Genomic DNA, 16,284 nt, shown 5'->3' on the forward strand with positions numbered 1-16,284 from the left:
GGTTGTTCGATGGTCGCACCGGTTGGCGCAGTAACTCAGCGAGAGGCCTCGCAGCGTCAGCGTTCCGCCGTTCGGCACGTGCGCGAAGCGCGGTCCTGTGGGGAACGGCGGAACTCACAGCCTCACCGGGATGCCTTGGGCTCGCATGTGTTCCTTCACCTGGCGCACGGTGAGCTCGCCGAAATGGAAGACGCTCGCGGCCAGCACGGCATCGGCCTCCCCCTCGATGACGCCCTGGGCGAAGTGCTCGAGCTTCCCCACTCCGCCCGAAGCGATGACCGGGATGTCCACGGCGCGCGCCACAGCGCGGGTGAGCGCGCAGTCGAAGCCGTCGCGGCTGCCGTCGCGGTCCATGCTGGTGAGCAGGATCTCCCCCGCCCCGCGCCGCGCCGCCTCCTGCGCCCACTCCACGGCGTCGATGCCCGTAGCCTTGCGCCCTCCGTGCACGTAGACCTCCCACTTGTCTCCCGCGCCCGCGACGTGCTTCGCGTCGATGGCGCAGAGGATGGCCTGCGAGCCGAACGCCGCGGCGGCGCTCGTGATGAGCGACGGATCCGCCACCGCGGCCGAGTTCACCGACACCTTGTCGGCGCCGGCCGCGATCATCGCGCGGATGTCGGCCACGCTGCGGAAGCCGCCGCCCACGCAGTACGGCAGGTGGAGCTGCTCGCTCGCGCGGCTGGCGAGGTCGACGGTGGTGGCGCGGTCGTCGCTCGTGGCCGTGATGTCGAGGAAGATCACCTCGTCGGCGCGCTCCTCGTCGTAGCGCTGCGCGAGCTCGATGGGGTCGCCCGCGTCGCGCAGGTTCACGAAGTTGACGCCCTTCACCACGCGCCCGTCCTTCACGTCCATGCAGGGGATCACGCGTTTCGCTAGCATCTTCGTCCTTCCGTCGTCGCTGACGCAACGACGGACGTGCCGACGCTGCGCGGGCCTCTCGCGGCCCGTTTGCCGCTCCAGGCTTTCCTCACGTGCCAAGGCACGCTTCGTCAATCCTTCACGGCAACCGAGCTCGCGAGGAGCTCGCTCGCTGACCGTGCCGAAACCCGCACGTTACAATCCGCACGGGTTACCCGCGATGGCGACGGCCTCGGCGCGGCGCGTGGCCTCGTCGCAGGCGCGCACGCCGTCGGCCACCGACAGCGCGCCCTCGTACACGGCGCGTCCCGCGATGACCCCCTCGATGCCGCCGGCCACCTCGCCCAGGCGCACGAGGTCGTCCACGCCGGCCACGCCGCCCGACGCGATCACCGGATGGCCGAACGCCTCGGCCATGGCCGCGTACGCCGCCGCCTCGACGCCGGTTTGCATGCCGTCGCGCGCGATGTCGGTGTACACGAGATGCCTAAAGCCGAGCGCCGCCACGTCGCGCGCCAGCTCCTCGGCCGCCACGCCCGCGCCCTCGCGCCAGCCGGCCACGGCCACCTCGCCGCCCTTCGCGTCGATGCCCGCGCACAAGAGCCTCCCGTACTGCGCGATGGCGGCCTCGGCGAAGGCGGGATCGGCCACGAGCGACGTGCCCAGCACCACGCGCGACACGCCCGCGTCGGCCAGGCGCGCGATGGTGTCGAGCGAGCGCACGCCCCCGCCCACCTCCACCTTGAGCAGGGTCTTGCGCATGATGCGCTCGATGATGGCGATATTCTCGGGGGTCCCCGACCGCGCGCCGTCGAGGTCCACCACGTGCAGCCACGTCGCGCCCTGCTCCTCGAACAGCTGCGCCTGGGCGGCGGGGTCGTCGTGGTACACGGTCACGCGGTCGTAATCGCCCTTGGCGAGGCGGACGGCCTTGCCGCCCAGGATGTCAATGGCCGGAAGCAGGTACACGGCGCTCACGCCCCTTTCACGATGGACACGAAGTTGCGCAGCAGACGCGCGCCGGCGTCCGAGCTCTTCTCGGGATGGAACTGCACGCCGAACGCGACGTCGCCGTACTGGACGGCGCTCGGGAACGTCACGCTGTGCGTCGTCTCCCCGACGACGAACGGGCCCGACGGCGCGACGAAGCCGTGCGTGAAGTAGAAGTAGGTGCCCGACGGTATGCCATCGAACAGGGGCGAGCTTTTCTGTCCGTCCGCGAGGGGCTCGACGGCTTCCAGTCGCTCAGACAGTCCTGCTCGCTCGGACAGTCCACAGGACTGTCCGGCTCGTGCGGAACTCGCTTGGTGGAGACCGCCGATCCCCTCGCTGCCGCTTTGCAGCTGCACCGTGTTCCAGCCGACGTGGGGCACCTTGTAGGAGAGACCCTTTTGATCGACCTTCGGCATCTTCGCCACCACGCCGGGCAGCACGGCCAGGCCGCAGGCGTTGTGGGTGGAGGCCTCGTCGTCCTCCTGCGGAGCGCCCTCGACGCCCTCCTCGAACATGAGGTGCATTCCCAGGCAGATGCCGAGGAACGGCACGCCGGCGGCGATGCGCTCACGGACGACGCCGGCCTGCCCGAGCGCCTGCATCGTGGCGGCCGCGTCGGCGAACGCGCCCACGCCGGGCAGCACAACGGCGTCGGCATGGGCGATGGCGGCCGCGTCGTCGGTGACGAGCACGTCGCCGCCCGCCGCCGCCAGGCCGCGCTCGACGCTCTTCAGGTTCCCTTTATGATAGTCGACGATGGCAATCATAGTCGCGTGTTCCAATCTCACGTACCCAATAAGATCAGCGAGGGCTTCCGCGGTGCCCGCAGCGTCGGCCCGTCCCGATGGCCGGCAGGCCGTTGGAACCTATAGCGCGCCCTTCGTGGAGGGAAGCGCGTCGCCGATGCGCTGGTCGGGCTCGACGGCTTGGCGCAACGCGCGCGCCGCGGCCTTGAACGACGCCTCCACCAGATGGTGCGCGTTCTCCCCCGCCAGGCTGCGCACGTGCAGGGTGATCCCCGCGTTCGCGGCGAAGGCGATGAAGAACTCCTTGGCGAGCGAAGCGTCGAACGTGCCCAGCATGACGGGGGGCACGTCCACGGCCCAGTGCAGCTGGCCGCGCCCCGACACGTCCACGGCCGCCAACACGAGTGCCTCGTCCATCGGCAGCGCGAGCGAGCCGAACCGCGCGATGCCGCGCTTGTCGCCGAGCGCGCGGGCGACGGCCTGGCCCAGCACGATGCCCGTATCCTCAACCGTGTGGTGCGCATCCACCTCGATATCGCCCTTCGCGCGCACGGCCAGGTCGATCAGGCTGTGCCGCCCGAACGCCGTGAGCATATGGTCGAAAAACGGCACGCCCGTCTCGACCTCGACGGCGCCCGTGCCATCGAGGTTCACGGCGATGCGGATGTCTGTCTCGTTCGTCGTGCGCTCGACGGTGGCAGTTCGTTGATCCATGTTCGTCTCTTTCTCTAAAATCGCCGGTCAAGCCGTCAGGTCGACGGAACCCCGAGATCGCACTTTCCCATCACAGCGTCGCGGAGAGCATGCAGGAACGCGTCGTTCTCATCCGGCGAACCGATGCTCACGCGCAGGCAGTTCTCCAAGAGCGGCGCGCAAGAGAAATCGCGCACCAGCACACCGCGGCCGTAGAGCATCTCCCAAACAGTGCCGGCGTTCTCCAGGCGGAACAGCACGTAGTTCGCGTCCGACGGGTACGGCTTCACGCCGGGGATGCGTTTGAGGCCGTCGATGACGCGGGCGCGCTCGTCGATGATGGCGCGGATACCCGGCTCGAACTTCGCACGGTTCACATACACGACGCGCGCGATGGCCTGCGACACGGCGTCCACCGAATACGGCTGGCGCACCTTGACGAACTCGCGGATGACCTCGGCATCTCCCAGCAGGTAGCCGATGCGCACGCCGGCCAGGCTGAACGCCTTGGAGAACGTGCGCAGGATGACGAGATTCCTGTGCCTGTCCAGGTAGGGGCGCATTGTCTGACGCGAGAACTCGAAGTACGCCTCATCCACCATGACGAGCGCATCGGTGGCATCGAGCAGACGGCAGATGAACGTCTCGTCAGCCAGTTCGCCCGTGGGATTGTTCGGACTCGTGACGACAAGGTAGTCGATGCCGCCCTCGGCGACGCGCGCAAGCACGGCCTCCTCGTCGATGGAGAAGTCGGCGCGACGCGGCACGTTCACCACCGTCGTACCCGTGAGGCGGGCGTTGCCGTCGTACACCGAGAATGTGGGTGGCAGGTTGAGAAACGTGCGACCCGGGCCGCCCCAGGCCAGCGCCAGGTTGAACAGGAGCTCGTCGCCGCCGTTGCCCACGAGCACCTGGTCGCGGTCGAGGCCGTTCGCCTCGGCGATCATGTCGCGCAGGTCGTTGGCCAGCGGATCCGGGTAGCGGTTCAGGGCCACGCGCTTCACCTCGCGCATGATCTCGTGACGTATCTCCTGCTCAACGTCATGCGGGTTCTCATTCGCCGACAGAATGGCGGTGGCGGGCAGGTACTTCGGGTCGTAGGGCTCCAGATTGGCGAGCTGCGGCGCCGAGCAGCATACGCTACGCATCGGCGCCCCCGTCCCCGTCCGCGCGGCCCGCGCCGTCGCCGCCTTCGATCCCAAACACGTTGCCGGTGTCCAGCAGGTTCTTGCGCATCTCCACGCTCATGGCGTGCGCCCACAGGCCCTCGTGCAGCGCGATGGTCATCACCATGTCGGCGTCGCGGGCGAGCGCGGGCGCAGAGTACTGGATGACGCTCGACTTCTTCACGAACTCGTCCACCGACAGAGGCGAGGCGTAGCGCGCCGTGCCGCCCGTGGGCAGCGTGTGGTTCGGGCCGGCCGCGTAGTCGCCCACGGCCTCGGGCGTCCAGGCGCCCAGGAAGATGGCGCCCGCGTTGCGGATGGCGCCCAAGAGGTCGAAGGCGTGGTCGACGTGCAGCTCGAGGTGCTCGGGGGCGATGACGTTTACCGTCTCGATCGCCTGGGGCATGCTGTCGCACACCACGACGAGGCCCTGATCGGCGAGCGAGGCGGCCGTGATCTCGGCGCGCGTGGACGATTTCAGGTGGCGCTCCACCATGCGCTCCACCTCGTCGGCATAGGCCGCGTCGAAGGTGACCAGGTAGCAGGCGGCCAGCGGGTCGTGCTCGGCCTGCGCCATGAGGTCGATGGCCACGAGCGCCGGATCGGCCGTGGAATCGGCCACGACGCACACCTCGGACGGGCCGGCGATCATGTCGATGCCGACGTCGCCCGACACCACCTTCTTCGCCGCCGCCACGTAGGCGTTGCCGGGGCCGGTGATCTTGGCGACGGGCGCGATGGACTCGGTGCCGTACGCGAGCGCGGCGATGGCCTGCGCCCCGCCCACCGCGTAGATCTCGGTGACGCCGGAGATGCGGCACGCCTCCAGGATGGCCGGATCGAGCGAGCCGTCGGCCGTCGGCGGCGTCACGCATACGATGCGCCCCACGCCGGCCACGGCAGCGGGAATGGCGTTCATCAGCACCGACGACGGGTACAGCGCGCGCCCGCCCGGCACGTAAATGCCCACGGACTCCAGAGGCTCCACCTTCGAGCCCACGAGCGCGCCGTCCTCGCGCACGGTGAACCAGCTCTGCTGCTTCTGGCGCTCGTGGAAGTCGCGGATCTGCACGGCGGCCTGGCGCAGGGCCTTCGCCGTCTTGTCGTCCACGTTCACGATGGCCTCGGCGATGGCGGCCTGGCTGACGCGGAAGTTCTCCACGCGCACGCCGTCGAACTGCTCGGTGTAGGCGCGCAGGGCCTCGTCTCCGCGCTCGCGCACGCCCTCGATGATGGAGGTCGCCGCCGTCAGCGCGGCGGCGTTGAACGCGCCGGTGCGCTTCAAATGCTTGTTCGTGAAAACCTCGCCGGGCTCGAGTACGATGCGTCGCATCATCCTTCACTCCTGTTCTTCGCCGGTTGCGCACTGGCCGCTCGGGACATCAGCCTCTCGCTGCAGCGCTTCGACCAATTGTACGATACGCGGATCGGTTCTAAACGCGCAGGCGTTCGAGAAGAACCGAGCGGTTGACGAAAGGACTTCCTCAACCACCGTCAGATCGTTCTCGCGCAACGTCGTGCCAGTGGCCGTGATGTCGACGATACGCTCGGCCATACCCGTCAGCGGCGCTAATTCGATGTTCCCATGCAGTTTTACAATCTCGACTTGGGTGCCCGTCTTCGCATAGTGGGAGGCCGTAATGCGAGGATACTTCGTGGCGATGCGGATGGAGCCCAGACGGCGGCAATGCTCGGCGGTCGTCTCGCCCGCGCCGGCGGGCTCGGCCACCACGAATCGGCACGCCCCGTATCCCAGATCAACGAGTTCTACGACGTCAGCCGTCGCCTCCAACAGCGAATCCTTACCGCATATGCCGCAATCGGCAGCACCCAGCGCCACGAACGTCGGCGCGTCGGTGGGCCGCACGATGACGTATTCCACGCCAGGATTGCGGATGATGAGCTGACGACCAGGACTGTCGAGACCCGTTACGTCAAGGCCCGCCGCCCCGAGGGCGGCAACCGTATCGGCGTTGAGTGACCCCTTCGGTACCGCGATACGCAGAGGGCGACATGCATCGGGCCCTGCGGAGCCGGCATTGCCGACAGGGGAAGCCGCAGCCATAGCCTGCTCCAAAAAGAAGGCAAAGCCTGCTGCGGGGCGACGTTCCCCGTAGGATCCAATCATGTTGTCGTAGCGGCCGCCGCTGCCGATAGGAGTGCCCAATGCATCGGAATAGGCGGCGAACACGATGCCCGTATAGTAGTCGAACGAACTCATAACCGAGAAGTCCACAAGCAGTCTATCGGCAAGTCCTGCCTCAGCTAGCAGGTCGAACGTGCGTGCGAACGAATCGAGGCCGCTCTCGCACCCGAGCGGCGCCACGAGCTCACGCGCTTCGTCGATAGCCGAGCGCCCGCCGCGTATACGCGGCAGAGAGCCGATGGCAGCAGCGAACACGGGCGGCACGCCTGCATCCGACGCACAGGACCCGGTCAACCGGTCAAGCTCGACGAAATTCGACGCATGGTAGGCCCCCAGCACCTGCTCGCGCCACGATGCCGGAGCTCCGCTCGCCTCCAAGAGCGCCCTGAGCACGCCCACGGTTGCAAGCGCGAGCTTGAAATTCTCCACGCCTGCGAGCGCAAGCGCCTCGGCCAACAGCTCGACCACCTCGGCATCAGCCTCGGCACCTTGTTCGCCGATGCACTCGATGCCGATCTGCGTCATCTCGCGCGCCTCGGCTTGCATCTCCGCTTCGGCCTCGCGAAACACGCGCTGCATGTAGCGGAACCGGAACGGCCCCGGCTGCCCGGCGAGACGCGTCGCGCACATGCGGGCCACCTGCAACGTCACATCGGGCCGCATGGCCAGCAGGTCGCCACGTGCGTCGAAGAGCTTGAATGGCGACCCGGGCACGCGCCCTCCAGCGCGAAGCACATCCATGACTTCGAGTGTAGGAGTCTCGATGGGGGCATAGCCGCGCGTGGCGAGACACGCCTGCACGTCAGCAGCGATGCGCTCGCGTGCGACGGCCTCGTCGACGAGCACGTCCCTGAATCCTGCCGGTGTCACGTAGTCCATATCCTCTTCCTTTTCGGTTTCGCGCGCGCAAGCACGCTGCGTTTCGACGGTCGTGCGATCCATCATATACTTTATCACAGTAGAGTGCTAAAGCAACCTGTTTTTTATCTTATGCCATGTTCCGTCCGCAGATGCACGTCGGCATCGCTCTGGCTCCGCAGAACGCGACGACGATAGGGTCCGACTAGAACAACGCTATCTGCTGGGGTTCGAGTTCGTATTCGCACGCAACCTCGTCCTCCAAAAGCTCCACTTCGTAGGACTCCCACTCTTTCACAGACACGATGTAGTTCATGCCGCCCTGCTCGAACACAAGGCAACCGCCGATCATCCCCGTGCAAAGGCCGCCGCATACGTCATCGAACCCTACGGGTACCTGCAGCGCATGGCAATCGGGCGAGGGCCCGCCGAAATAGTACGGCGAGAGATCCTGCACCGGTTCGGCGCCCTCCAAGCCCAAGCGCTCAACCACCGCATCGAGCGCCGAGCGCGCCTCGGCAACGTCGTAGCGCGTCCCTGCCAGTAGCTCCACTTTCTTGGAGGCGCGCATTGTTTCGAGCACTCCAGGTTGCGCGCACAGCATAGCCTCCAACTCACGTGCCGCATAGGCGTCTTCGAAACGTCCCACGACACGCGCCGCCCGTGCGCCTTGCTCAAGCAGCCGCTCGATTCCACGCGTCTGCGATGATATGCCGGCCTTCACATGCTGCGGCGAGAAATATGCCAGATACACGAAATGGGGCGTGAGATTGTACATCCGCTGCTGCGGCGAAACGAAGTCCGCATAGTAGAACGACGGGTTGAAACCGGTCGCCTCCATGCAGGCCGGACACATGGCGTCTTTGGCGTCGGCCAGCAATGCGACGCCGAGGGGGCAGACGGTTCTCTCGCGGGTTTCGAGATTGAACCGCCCGATACAGCGGCGCCGAGTGCCTTTTCGGATGGAAAACGTCTTGCCTCGCACCGCAAATCGATACTGCGTTCCCTCTTCAATATCGTTCAAGAGTAGGTATGGATCGGTATTCGAGTAGCCGTGACCGGCCAGCACCACCGTGCGGCCGTTCTCGAGTCGCATCATTCTCGCACCTCGCGCTAAATCGTATGAATCGGATCACTGTTCGACGAAATGATAGCGCATGAGAAACATTCATAGACGCACCGAGGCCGCGAATCGTGGAAACTGCACACCGGGAAATACGATGGTCAGCTCGCGCCATCACGCATGTAGGCGCAGGCGCGATAGGAGCGACCGCATGTGCGGCGCGCATTCCTATAGCTGCAAAACAGCTTGCTGCATGTTCCAAACGAGATAGACGATGGCGGCGAGCGCGATCGTGACCGCTATCTTCACGGCAATATGCCAATCGCTGCGCCAAACAAGCACGATGCCCACGGGCCAGAACACTATGACAAAGAACACGATCCAGAATGTCTGGTTGTACCACTTCTTCGGGTTCGGATCCCTCATCAGGTCATTGGCGTCCTGGCGCAGATCCTTCCGCTGCCAGTCGCCCGGTTTTCGCTCGTCGGTCATGATGCCCCTTTCTCGCACGCTCGTTGCTTCTATCCTACCATGACCCGGAAGCGCGGCTCATCACAGCATGGCGCGGTGTTACCGGGCCGACATGCCGCAGCGCGCCGCGCCTCCGTGCGAGACTTATTTCAACCCGACGAACTCCACGTCAATCTGATCGTCAAGGTACTCCTGCACCGGCGGCTTGCCATACTCTTTCAGCTTTTCCACATGCCAGCACTCGGTGGGCGGGAGCCCTTCTATCGTATCGGCCACGAACACCGGATCCTTGCCCGCCTTGCGCTGAGCCGTGTAGTCGTCGAGCACCTTGAGCGCCCATTTGCCCAGCAACACGATGGCAACGAGGTTCACGATCGCCATGAAGCCCATGAAGATATCGGCCAGGTTCCACGCCAGGTCGAAGCTGTTCACCGCGCCATAGAAGATGACGCACAGACACACGAGGCGGAATACGAACAGGAGCGCGCGGCTATCGCCCTTGATGAAGCGCAGGTTGTTCTCCGCATAGAAGTAATTGCCGATGAGACTGGAGAACGCGAAGGCGAAGATGGCGAACGTGATGAAGTGGATGCCTATCTCGCCCACCGCGTTGTTCACGGCCATCTGGACGAGCGGCATGCCGTTGAGCGCGGCGGCCGCTTGCGGATCCTGCACGTAGAACACGAGCACCATCATGGCCGAGCAGGTGCAGATGAGCAGCGTGTCGATGTACACGGACAGGCTCTGTACGAGGCCCTGCTTGCAAGGGTGCGACACCGACGCCGTGGCGGCCGCGTTCGGCGCCGAGCCCATGCCGGCCTCGTTGGAGTACAAGCCACGCTTGATGCCGAGCATGACCACCGAGCCCGCGAAGCCGCCGAAGATCGACTGAAAATCGAACGCCGACGCGAACACCATGCCGAACACCTCCGGCAGTATGGCGATGTTGGAGACGGTAGTCCACACGGCGATGGCGATGTAGGCGAACGCCATGATAGGCACGATGATAGACGTGATGACGCTGATGCGCTTCGCGCCGCCGAAGATGACAAACGCGGTCATCACCGCCAGCACGATACCGCAGGCCACGGCCGCGCCGTTCGTGGCGTAGTCGGGGATGTAATACTCGAGCGACGAGGCAGCGTTGAAGGCCTGCAGCCCGTTGAACCCAAATGCAAAGCACAGGATGAGTAGCACGGCGAACAGGATGCCCAGCCAGCGCTTCCCCAGAGCCTGTTGGATGTAGTACGCAGGACCGCCCCTGAACTCGCCTTCCTTGCCACGCACCTTCCATATCTGCGCAAGCGTGGACTCGATGAAAGCCGACGCCGCGCCCACGATGGCCATGAGTCCCATCCAGAACACGGCGCCCGGGCCGCCCGTGGCGATGGCGGTTGCCACGCCCGCGATGTTGCCCGTGCCCACGCGCGATGCCGTGGACACCATGAGCGCCTGGAATGACGAGATGGAGCGCTCGCCGGGAACATGCTTCTTCTCGGTGAGCTGCGTGAACATGTCCTTGAGATAGCGCAGCTGCACCGCCTTCGTGCGGATGGTGAAGTACACGCCCACGATCACCAGTAGAAACAACAAGATGTACGTGTACAGAAAGCCGTCCACCTCACCCGTCCAGGCGACAAGCCATTCGTTGAAGTCCATCGGAATCCCCCACTTCCTTAAAGCGGAGGCGCACCCTGACCTCAGCGCGCCTCCGCAACCCTGCCTGTTTGCGCGATCCTTTTACCCGAGCTTCTTAACCAGAAGCTCGTTGATGAGCTTGGGGTTGCCCTGGCCGCGCATCTCCTTCATGCACTGGCCCACGAAGAACCCGATAAGGCCGGTCTTGCCGCCCTGGTACTGCGCCACCTTGTCGGGGTTGGCCGCCAGCACCGCGTCGATCACGGCCTCGATGGCGCCCGTGTCCGACACCTGCTTCATGCCGCGCTCCTCCACGATGGCCGCCGGGTCCTTGTCCTCGTCGAGCACGGCCGCGAACACCTCTTTGGCCTGCTTGGACGAGATCGCGTCCTCGGCCTGCAAGCGCACGAGCTCGAGCGCGCGCGCCGGGGTGAGCGACGTGTCGGCCAGCGCCACGCCGTCGGCCGCGTTCAGGTAGGCGGTCACGTCGTTGATCACGAGGTTCGCCACCGGCTTGGCCAGCTTGGCCGCGTCGCCGCCGGCAAGCTCCATGCACACCTCGAAGAAGTCGGCCGTCTCGCGATGCTCCACCAGGTGGCGCGCGTCGTACGCGGAGAGCCCGAACACGTCCTCGAAGCGGGCCGCCTTCTGGTCGGGCAGCTCGGGGAGCTTGGCGCGCACCGAGTCGATCCACTCGTCGGTCAGGACGTAGGGCGCGAGGTCCGGGTCCGGGAACAGGCGGTAGTCGTCGGCCGTCTCCTTCACGCGCATCACGATGGTGCGCTTCTTGGAGGGATCCCAGTGCCGCGTCTCCTGGAAGATCTGGCCGCCCTCCTCGAGCACTTCCGCCTGGCGGCAGATCTCGTAGGCCAGACCGTCGTGGAGGTTCTTGAAGCTGTTCATGTTCTTGAGCTCGGTCTTCACGCCGAACTCCTTGGCGCCGCGGCGGCGCAGCGACACGTTGCCGTCGCAGCGCATGGAGCCCTCCTCCATGGAGCAGTCGGAAATGCCGAGCGCCAGGTAGACCTGGCGCAGCTTCTGCATGAACAGGCGGGCCTCCTCGGGCGTGCGCAGGTCGGGCTCGGTCACGAGCTCGGTGAGCGGCGTGCCGGCGCGGTTGTAGTCCACGAGCGAGTGCGTGGCCCCGGCGATGCGGCCCTCGCCGCCGCCGATGTGCACCATCTTGCCCGCGTCCTCCTCCATGTGGATGCGCGTGATGCCCACGTGGGCGGTGTAGCCGTCGGCCGTGCGCGTCACGTTGCCGCGGCTCTCGCCCACCTCGAGACCCTCCAGGTCGATGCGCTCCTTGGCGGCCGCGCCGTCCACGTCGAGGTCGAGGTGGCCGCGCATGCAGAAGGCCACCGGGCCCTGCGTGGTCTGGTAGTTCTTCGACATGTCGGGGTACATGTAGGTCTTGCGGTAGAACATCGAGTGCTTCTCGATGTCGCAGTTCGTGGCCAGGCCCGCCAGCACGATGGACTCGATGGCCGCGCGGTTCGGCACGGGCAGGGCGCCCGGCATCCCCAGGCACACGGGACACGTGTGCGTGTTCGGCTCGGCGCCGAATTCCAGCTTGCAGCCGCAGAACATCTTGGTGTCGAGCGTGGTGAGCTCGGCGTGGATCTCGAGGCCGATGACGGCCTCCCAGTCCTGCAGCACCTCTTCGAGCTTGCGCATGGCTACTCACCTGCCTTTTCAACCTGGGACGGGGCAGCTTCGGCGTTGCCCAGTCGCTCAGACAGTCCTCGCTGCGCTGCGGAACTCGCTTGGTGGGCAACGCCGAAGCTGCCCTCCGCTGTCAGCAAGCCGGGAAGGTCGACCCCGGGGACCGCATCGGCGGCGTCGGGGATATCCACCATCGATCCTTCTGGGTAGGGTTGACCCGGCGCGAAGGCCGGCGCTACGGGGGCTGGGCCGTACACCGTTTCCAGCGCGGCGGCCACACGCAGCATGTTCTCATCTTTGAACTGGGGGGATATCAGCTGCACGCCCACCGGCAGCTGCGTTTCGGCACCCAGGCCCACCGGCATGCTCATGCCGCCGTTGCCCGCGATGTTGATGGAGATGGTAAACATATCAGACAGGTACATGTCAGTCGGATCGCTCACTTCTCCGAATGCGAACGAGGTGCGCGGGGCGACGGGCGCGAGAATGCAGTCCACCTGCTCGTAGGCGCTCGCGTAGTCCTGCGTGATGAGCGTGCGCACCTGCTGAGCGGGATAGTAGTACCGATCGTACACGCCCGCAGACAGAAGGTAGCTGCCCAGCATGATACGGCGGCACGCCTCGGGGCCGAAGCCCTTGGCACGGCTCGCCTCGTACTGGCTGCCCAGGTCTTTGTGGCCAGGGTCGCAGTATCCGTAGCGCACCGAGTCGAAGCGCGCAAGGTTGCTGAACGCCTCGCAGGGACCCAGCACGTAGTAGGCACTCATGGCAGCCTGCGCGTTGGGCAGCTCAACCTCAACGATGTCGGCGCCGAGAGCGCGAAGATGCTCAGCAGCTTCTTCCACCTTGGCCTTGACCTCGGGCGTGAGACCCTTGGCCTCCATGAAAGCGGGAACCACGCCGATGCGCATACCGCGAACTCCGTCGGCAAGGTTCGCCGTGAAGTCGGTGTCCACGGCCTGGCTCGTGCAGTCGAGCGCATCGCGGCCGGCGATGGCGTTGAGCGCGTACGCTGCGTCCTCCACCGAGCGCGTGAACGGACCAACCTGATCGAGCGAGCTGCCGAAAGCGACCACGCCGTAGCGGCTGACTACGCCGTACGTGGGCTTCAACGCCACAGTACCGCAGAAGCTGCCAGGTTGGCGAATGGAGCCGCCCGTATCGCTTCCGAGCGTCACCGTGGCAAGGCCCGCTGCCACTGCCGCCGCGCTGCCGCCTGACGAGCCGCCGGGCACGCGCGCGAGGTCCCACGGGTTGCGGGTGGGGCCGAAGGCGCTCGTCTCCGTGGAGGAGCCGAACGCGAATTCGTCCATGTTGAGCTTGCCGAGCGGGATGCCGCCAGCCTCCAGCGTACGCGCGACGCACGTAGCCGTGAAGGGGGATACATAGTTGGCGAGCATGGCGGATGAGCACGTGGTATGCGCACCTTCGAGGTTCATGTTGTCCTTGAACGCCACGGGCACGCCGGCGAGCGGGCCGCATGCGGTCAAATCGTCGGCAGCGACGGCTGCGTCCACGCGCGCAGCAGCCTTGAAGGCCAGCTGTTCGGTAGTCTCGAGGTAGGCATGCGTCGCGCCATCGAGAGCGTGCACGCGGGCAAGCGACGCCTCGGCCACCTCGCGGGCGCTGAACTCGCGGGCAGCCAACCCTATCTGGATATCGCGCACGCCCATGCAAGCGAACACACGCTCGGTTGCGGCAGCCATCAACGATCCCCCCCTTCGCCCAAAATCGATGGAACAAGGAAGCAGCCGTCCTGCCGCTTCGGCGCGTTCTCGAGCGCGATTTCCTGCGTGAACGAAGGTTCTTCGACATCCTCGCGCATGACGTTCGACAAGCCTCCGATGGGATGGAACGTGGGCTGCACGCCCTCGAGGTTGTATTCGGTAATGGGTGCGAGACTGTCGATGATGGCGTTAAGGTCGGTGGTCATCTGCGCCACCTCGTCGCTCGAAAGCCCGATGCGCGCGTACTCCGCAATGCCGCGCACATCGTGCTCGGTGAGATATTGGGTCATAGAGCCTGCTCTTTTCTTCTCTCGTTTCCATGCGGCGCTGTCATGGGTCGGTCGCGGCGCGGTCGAATCCTGTGGACAGCACGCATACATGATAACAAAGGAAGCGCCGCGCGGTAGCGAACCGCATGAAAAGGCCCCGCCGCGGCGGGGCCTTTACTAAAACGATCTACATCCGCCCGATCTTCGAACCGGGCGCCTACTCGCCTTCTTTCACAACAAGGACGGGGACGTCGGAAGATCGCAGCACACCGTAGCTGACGCTGCCGATCATGCCCCGAAGACGACCGAGGCCGCGCGCGCCCATCACGATGAGATCGCAGGCATGCTCCGCTGCGTAATCGCCGATGGATTTGGCGACGTCCATGGAGTTCACAACCTCGAATGCCACGGGATTAGGTAGGTCGTCGAGCATGTCGCCGATCGCTTCCTTCACCTCGGTCTTTTCGCGTGCAATGCCCGCGCTGAGAAGCCTGTCGTACGTGCCACTGTCGAGGACGTAGCCAGCGTCCACACCCAGATCCGTCGGCTTCGTGGCAACATAGATGGCGCTGAAAACATGAAGCCGAACGGCCGGATCATCCGCAGCGAAGCCCTTGGCTACCTCGAGCGCGCGAAGCGCATGCTTCGACGTATCGAACGGGACAAGAATGTTGGTGAACATCATGATCACCACCTCCTTCTTCCTGATCGGATTGGTTAATTATACCATATAAGGCCACGTCAAACTACGGGTCAAATAATCAGACCAGACCTGTTCAAAGCATCCGGCACCCGCATGCTCGCTCGAAAACGAAAGATGTTCGAAGCGCCCAGAGCCTGCCAACCGGCCATCTTCGCGACATCCGACCGCTCTCGCGCACATCCTTTCGCAAACGGGCGGCCTCCCGCTCCGTGCGGACAAGGGTTCTCTCCCGTCACGTAAATACTTGTTGACGCCCGATACTATGCGTTGTATAGTATCGGGCGAAAGGAGGTATGCAATGGACGCACAGATGAAGCGAGGGTTCCTCGAAGTCTGCGTGCTCGCCTCGATCAACCGGCAGGATTCCTACGGCTACCAGATCGTCAAGGACGTGCCCGCGATTCTGAACCTGACCGAATCGACGCTCTACCCCCTGCTCAAACGATTGGAGGCGGCGGGGCTGCTCACGACGTACTCCGTCGAGCATAGCGGGCGGCTGCGCAAGTACTACCGCATCACCGAGGCGGGCGTGCGCCATATCGACGAGTTCCTGCACGAGCGGGACGATGTCGTCTCCATCTACGATTACGTGAAACGAGGTGCCAGAAAATGAACAAGACCGAGTTCACCGACGCGCTGCGGCGCGCGCTCGGCAAACTGCCGTCGTACGAGGTGGAGCAGTCGATCGCCTTCTACTCGGAGATGATCGACGACCGCGTGGAGGACGGCATGAGCGAGGCCGACGCCGTGGCGGCGCTCGGACCCGTGGGAGCCATCGCCGCCCAGATCATCGCCGAGACGCCGGTCATCCCGAAGGCCATCGCGAAGGCGAACACCGGCAGCCGCACGCTCAACGTGGTGCTGCTCGTGGTGTTCTCGCCCATCTGGGTGCCCGTGGCGCTGGCGCTGGTCATGGCGGCGCTCATGGTGTACCTGTCCATCTGGATGGTCATCGTGGCGCTATGGGCGACCGTCGTCGCGCTGCTGTTGTGCGGCCCCATCGGCATCGTGGGCCTGGTGTGGTGCCTTGCTACCGGCTACCCGCTCACGGCCGCCTGGCTTCTGGGCTGCGGGCTGGCCGCCGCGGGGACGGGGCTGTTCGCCCTGTTCGGCGTCCTAGCCGCCAGCAAGGGGCTCGTGCAGCTCACCCATTCGTTCGCCCGCTGGATCAAGGGGCTGTTCGTGAAGAAGGTACGCGGATCCGAGCAGGCCGTACCGCCTTGCGCACCCGCATCCGACCTGCCGGCAGCCGCGGGCGCCCTCCACCCCGCAACCCCCTGCCCCGGTG

General features: G+C 65.4%; 16 protein-coding genes. 2 read left to right on the plus strand and 14 right to left on the minus strand.

All coding sequences use genetic code 11. The features are described 5' to 3' along the window. Window positions 1–114 precede the first annotated feature (114 nt). The 14 genes from hisF to C2L71_RS08385 form a co-directional block, all read right to left on the minus strand. On the minus strand, window positions 115–879 hold the full coding sequence (hisF, locus tag C2L71_RS08320) for an imidazole glycerol phosphate synthase subunit HisF (protein WP_087191033.1): 765 nt from the start codon (window positions 877–879) through the stop codon (window positions 115–117). Between the two features lie 174 nt (window positions 880–1,053). After that, window positions 1,054–1,827 (minus strand): 1-(5-phosphoribosyl)-5-[(5-phosphoribosylamino)methylideneamino]imidazole-4-carboxamide isomerase, encoded by a 774-nt coding sequence (hisA, locus tag C2L71_RS08325; protein ID WP_103265325.1) that lies wholly within the window; start codon window positions 1,825–1,827, stop codon window positions 1,054–1,056. A 5-nt stretch (window positions 1,828–1,832) separates the two neighbouring features. Further along, window positions 1,833–2,618, minus strand: a complete 786-nt coding sequence (locus C2L71_RS08330; RefSeq protein WP_103265305.1) for an imidazole glycerol phosphate synthase subunit HisH — start codon at window positions 2,616–2,618, stop codon at window positions 1,833–1,835. A 99-nt stretch (window positions 2,619–2,717) separates the two neighbouring features. Beyond that, window positions 2,718–3,311 (minus strand): imidazoleglycerol-phosphate dehydratase HisB, encoded by a 594-nt coding sequence (hisB, locus tag C2L71_RS08335; RefSeq protein ID WP_103265306.1) that lies wholly within the window; start codon window positions 3,309–3,311, stop codon window positions 2,718–2,720. 35 nt (window positions 3,312–3,346) lie between these two features. Next, window positions 3,347–4,438 (minus strand): histidinol-phosphate transaminase, encoded by a 1,092-nt coding sequence (gene hisC / locus C2L71_RS08340; protein WP_103265307.1) that lies wholly within the window; start codon window positions 4,436–4,438, stop codon window positions 3,347–3,349. After that, the gene (gene hisD, locus C2L71_RS08345) at window positions 4,431–5,792 is read right to left on the minus strand and encodes a histidinol dehydrogenase (RefSeq protein ID WP_239926535.1); all 1,362 of its coding nucleotides are present in this window, start codon (window positions 5,790–5,792) and stop codon (window positions 4,431–4,433) included. The genes hisC and hisD overlap by 8 nt, the downstream gene beginning before the upstream one ends. A 3-nt stretch (window positions 5,793–5,795) precedes the next feature. Then, complete coding sequence (gene hisG, locus C2L71_RS08350; RefSeq protein WP_103265327.1) at window positions 5,796–7,481, minus strand: ATP phosphoribosyltransferase; 1,686 nt, start codon at window positions 7,479–7,481, stop codon at window positions 5,796–5,798. Window positions 7,482–7,665: 184 nt separating this feature from the next. Next, window positions 7,666–8,559: a DUF2797 domain-containing protein gene (locus C2L71_RS08355; protein WP_103265308.1), complete on the minus strand. Its 894-nt coding sequence runs from the start codon at window positions 8,557–8,559 to the stop codon at window positions 7,666–7,668. Between the two features lie 192 nt (window positions 8,560–8,751). Then, window positions 8,752–9,015 (minus strand): holotricin-3, encoded by a 264-nt coding sequence (locus tag C2L71_RS08360; protein WP_187143313.1) that lies wholly within the window; start codon window positions 9,013–9,015, stop codon window positions 8,752–8,754. Window positions 9,016–9,138: 123 nt separating this feature from the next. Then, on the minus strand, window positions 9,139–10,653 hold the full coding sequence (locus C2L71_RS08365; protein ID WP_103265309.1) for an alanine/glycine:cation symporter family protein: 1,515 nt from the start codon (window positions 10,651–10,653) through the stop codon (window positions 9,139–9,141). Between the two features lie 81 nt (window positions 10,654–10,734). Further along, window positions 10,735–12,309, minus strand: a complete 1,575-nt coding sequence (gene gatB / locus C2L71_RS08370) for an Asp-tRNA(Asn)/Glu-tRNA(Gln) amidotransferase subunit GatB (RefSeq protein WP_103265310.1) — start codon at window positions 12,307–12,309, stop codon at window positions 10,735–10,737. Between the two features lie 2 nt (window positions 12,310–12,311). Then, window positions 12,312–14,003, minus strand: a complete 1,692-nt coding sequence (gene gatA, locus C2L71_RS08375) for an Asp-tRNA(Asn)/Glu-tRNA(Gln) amidotransferase subunit GatA (protein ID WP_103265311.1) — start codon at window positions 14,001–14,003, stop codon at window positions 12,312–12,314. Next, the gene (gene gatC, locus C2L71_RS08380; RefSeq protein ID WP_103265312.1) at window positions 14,003–14,314 is read right to left on the minus strand and encodes an Asp-tRNA(Asn)/Glu-tRNA(Gln) amidotransferase subunit GatC; all 312 of its coding nucleotides are present in this window, start codon (window positions 14,312–14,314) and stop codon (window positions 14,003–14,005) included. The genes gatA and gatC overlap by 1 nt, the downstream gene beginning before the upstream one ends. A gap of 196 nt (window positions 14,315–14,510) precedes the next feature. Further along, on the minus strand, window positions 14,511–14,978 hold the full coding sequence (locus C2L71_RS08385; protein WP_103265313.1) for a universal stress protein: 468 nt from the start codon (window positions 14,976–14,978) through the stop codon (window positions 14,511–14,513). A 316-nt stretch (window positions 14,979–15,294) separates the two neighbouring features. On the opposite strand from C2L71_RS08385, the gene C2L71_RS08390 reads away from it, so the two are divergent. Continuing rightward, a complete protein-coding gene (locus C2L71_RS08390; RefSeq protein ID WP_103265314.1) occupies window positions 15,295–15,609 on the plus strand; it encodes a PadR family transcriptional regulator in 315 nt (104 codons plus the stop codon). After that, a partial coding sequence (locus tag C2L71_RS08395; protein ID WP_103265315.1) for a DUF1700 domain-containing protein occupies window positions 15,606–16,284 on the plus strand: 679 nt, incomplete at its 3' end. The genes C2L71_RS08390 and C2L71_RS08395, both read left to right, overlap by 4 nt.

Source organism: Enteroscipio rubneri, from assembly GCF_002899715.1.
GTDB classification, from domain to species: Bacteria; Actinomycetota; Coriobacteriia; order Coriobacteriales; family Eggerthellaceae; genus Enteroscipio; species Enteroscipio rubneri.

Bases quoted from the DNA above. Each gene is read 5' to 3' on its own strand.
- hisF (WP_087191033.1), bottom strand. From the start codon at position 879: ATGCTAGCGAAACGCGTGATCCCCTGCATGGACGTGAAGGACGGGCGC.
- C2L71_RS08330 (WP_103265305.1), bottom strand. From the start codon at position 2,618: ATGATTGCCATCGTCGACTATCATAAAGGGAACCTGAAGAGCGTCGAG.
- hisB (WP_103265306.1), bottom strand. From the start codon at position 3,311: ATGGATCAACGAACTGCCACCGTCGAGCGCACGACGAACGAGACAGAC.
- hisC (WP_103265307.1), bottom strand. From the start codon at position 4,438: ATGCGTAGCGTATGCTGCTCGGCGCCGCAGCTCGCCAATCTGGAGCCC.
- hisD (WP_239926535.1), bottom strand. From the start codon at position 5,792: ATGATGCGACGCATCGTACTCGAGCCCGGCGAGGTTTTCACGAACAAG.
- hisG (WP_103265327.1), bottom strand. From the start codon at position 7,481: ATGGACTACGTGACACCGGCAGGATTCAGGGACGTGCTCGTCGACGAG.
- C2L71_RS08355 (WP_103265308.1), bottom strand. From the start codon at position 8,559: ATGATGCGACTCGAGAACGGCCGCACGGTGGTGCTGGCCGGTCACGGC.
- C2L71_RS08360 (WP_187143313.1), bottom strand. From the start codon at position 9,015: ATGACCGACGAGCGAAAACCGGGCGACTGGCAGCGGAAGGATCTGCGC.
- C2L71_RS08365 (WP_103265309.1), bottom strand. From the start codon at position 10,653: ATGGACTTCAACGAATGGCTTGTCGCCTGGACGGGTGAGGTGGACGGC.
- gatB (WP_103265310.1), bottom strand. From the start codon at position 12,309: ATGCGCAAGCTCGAAGAGGTGCTGCAGGACTGGGAGGCCGTCATCGGC.
- gatA (WP_103265311.1), bottom strand. From the start codon at position 14,003: ATGGCTGCCGCAACCGAGCGTGTGTTCGCTTGCATGGGCGTGCGCGAT.
- gatC (WP_103265312.1), bottom strand. From the start codon at position 14,314: ATGACCCAATATCTCACCGAGCACGATGTGCGCGGCATTGCGGAGTAC.
- C2L71_RS08385 (WP_103265313.1), bottom strand. From the start codon at position 14,978: ATGATGTTCACCAACATTCTTGTCCCGTTCGATACGTCGAAGCATGCG.
- C2L71_RS08390 (WP_103265314.1), top strand. From the start codon at position 15,295: ATGGACGCACAGATGAAGCGAGGGTTCCTCGAAGTCTGCGTGCTCGCC.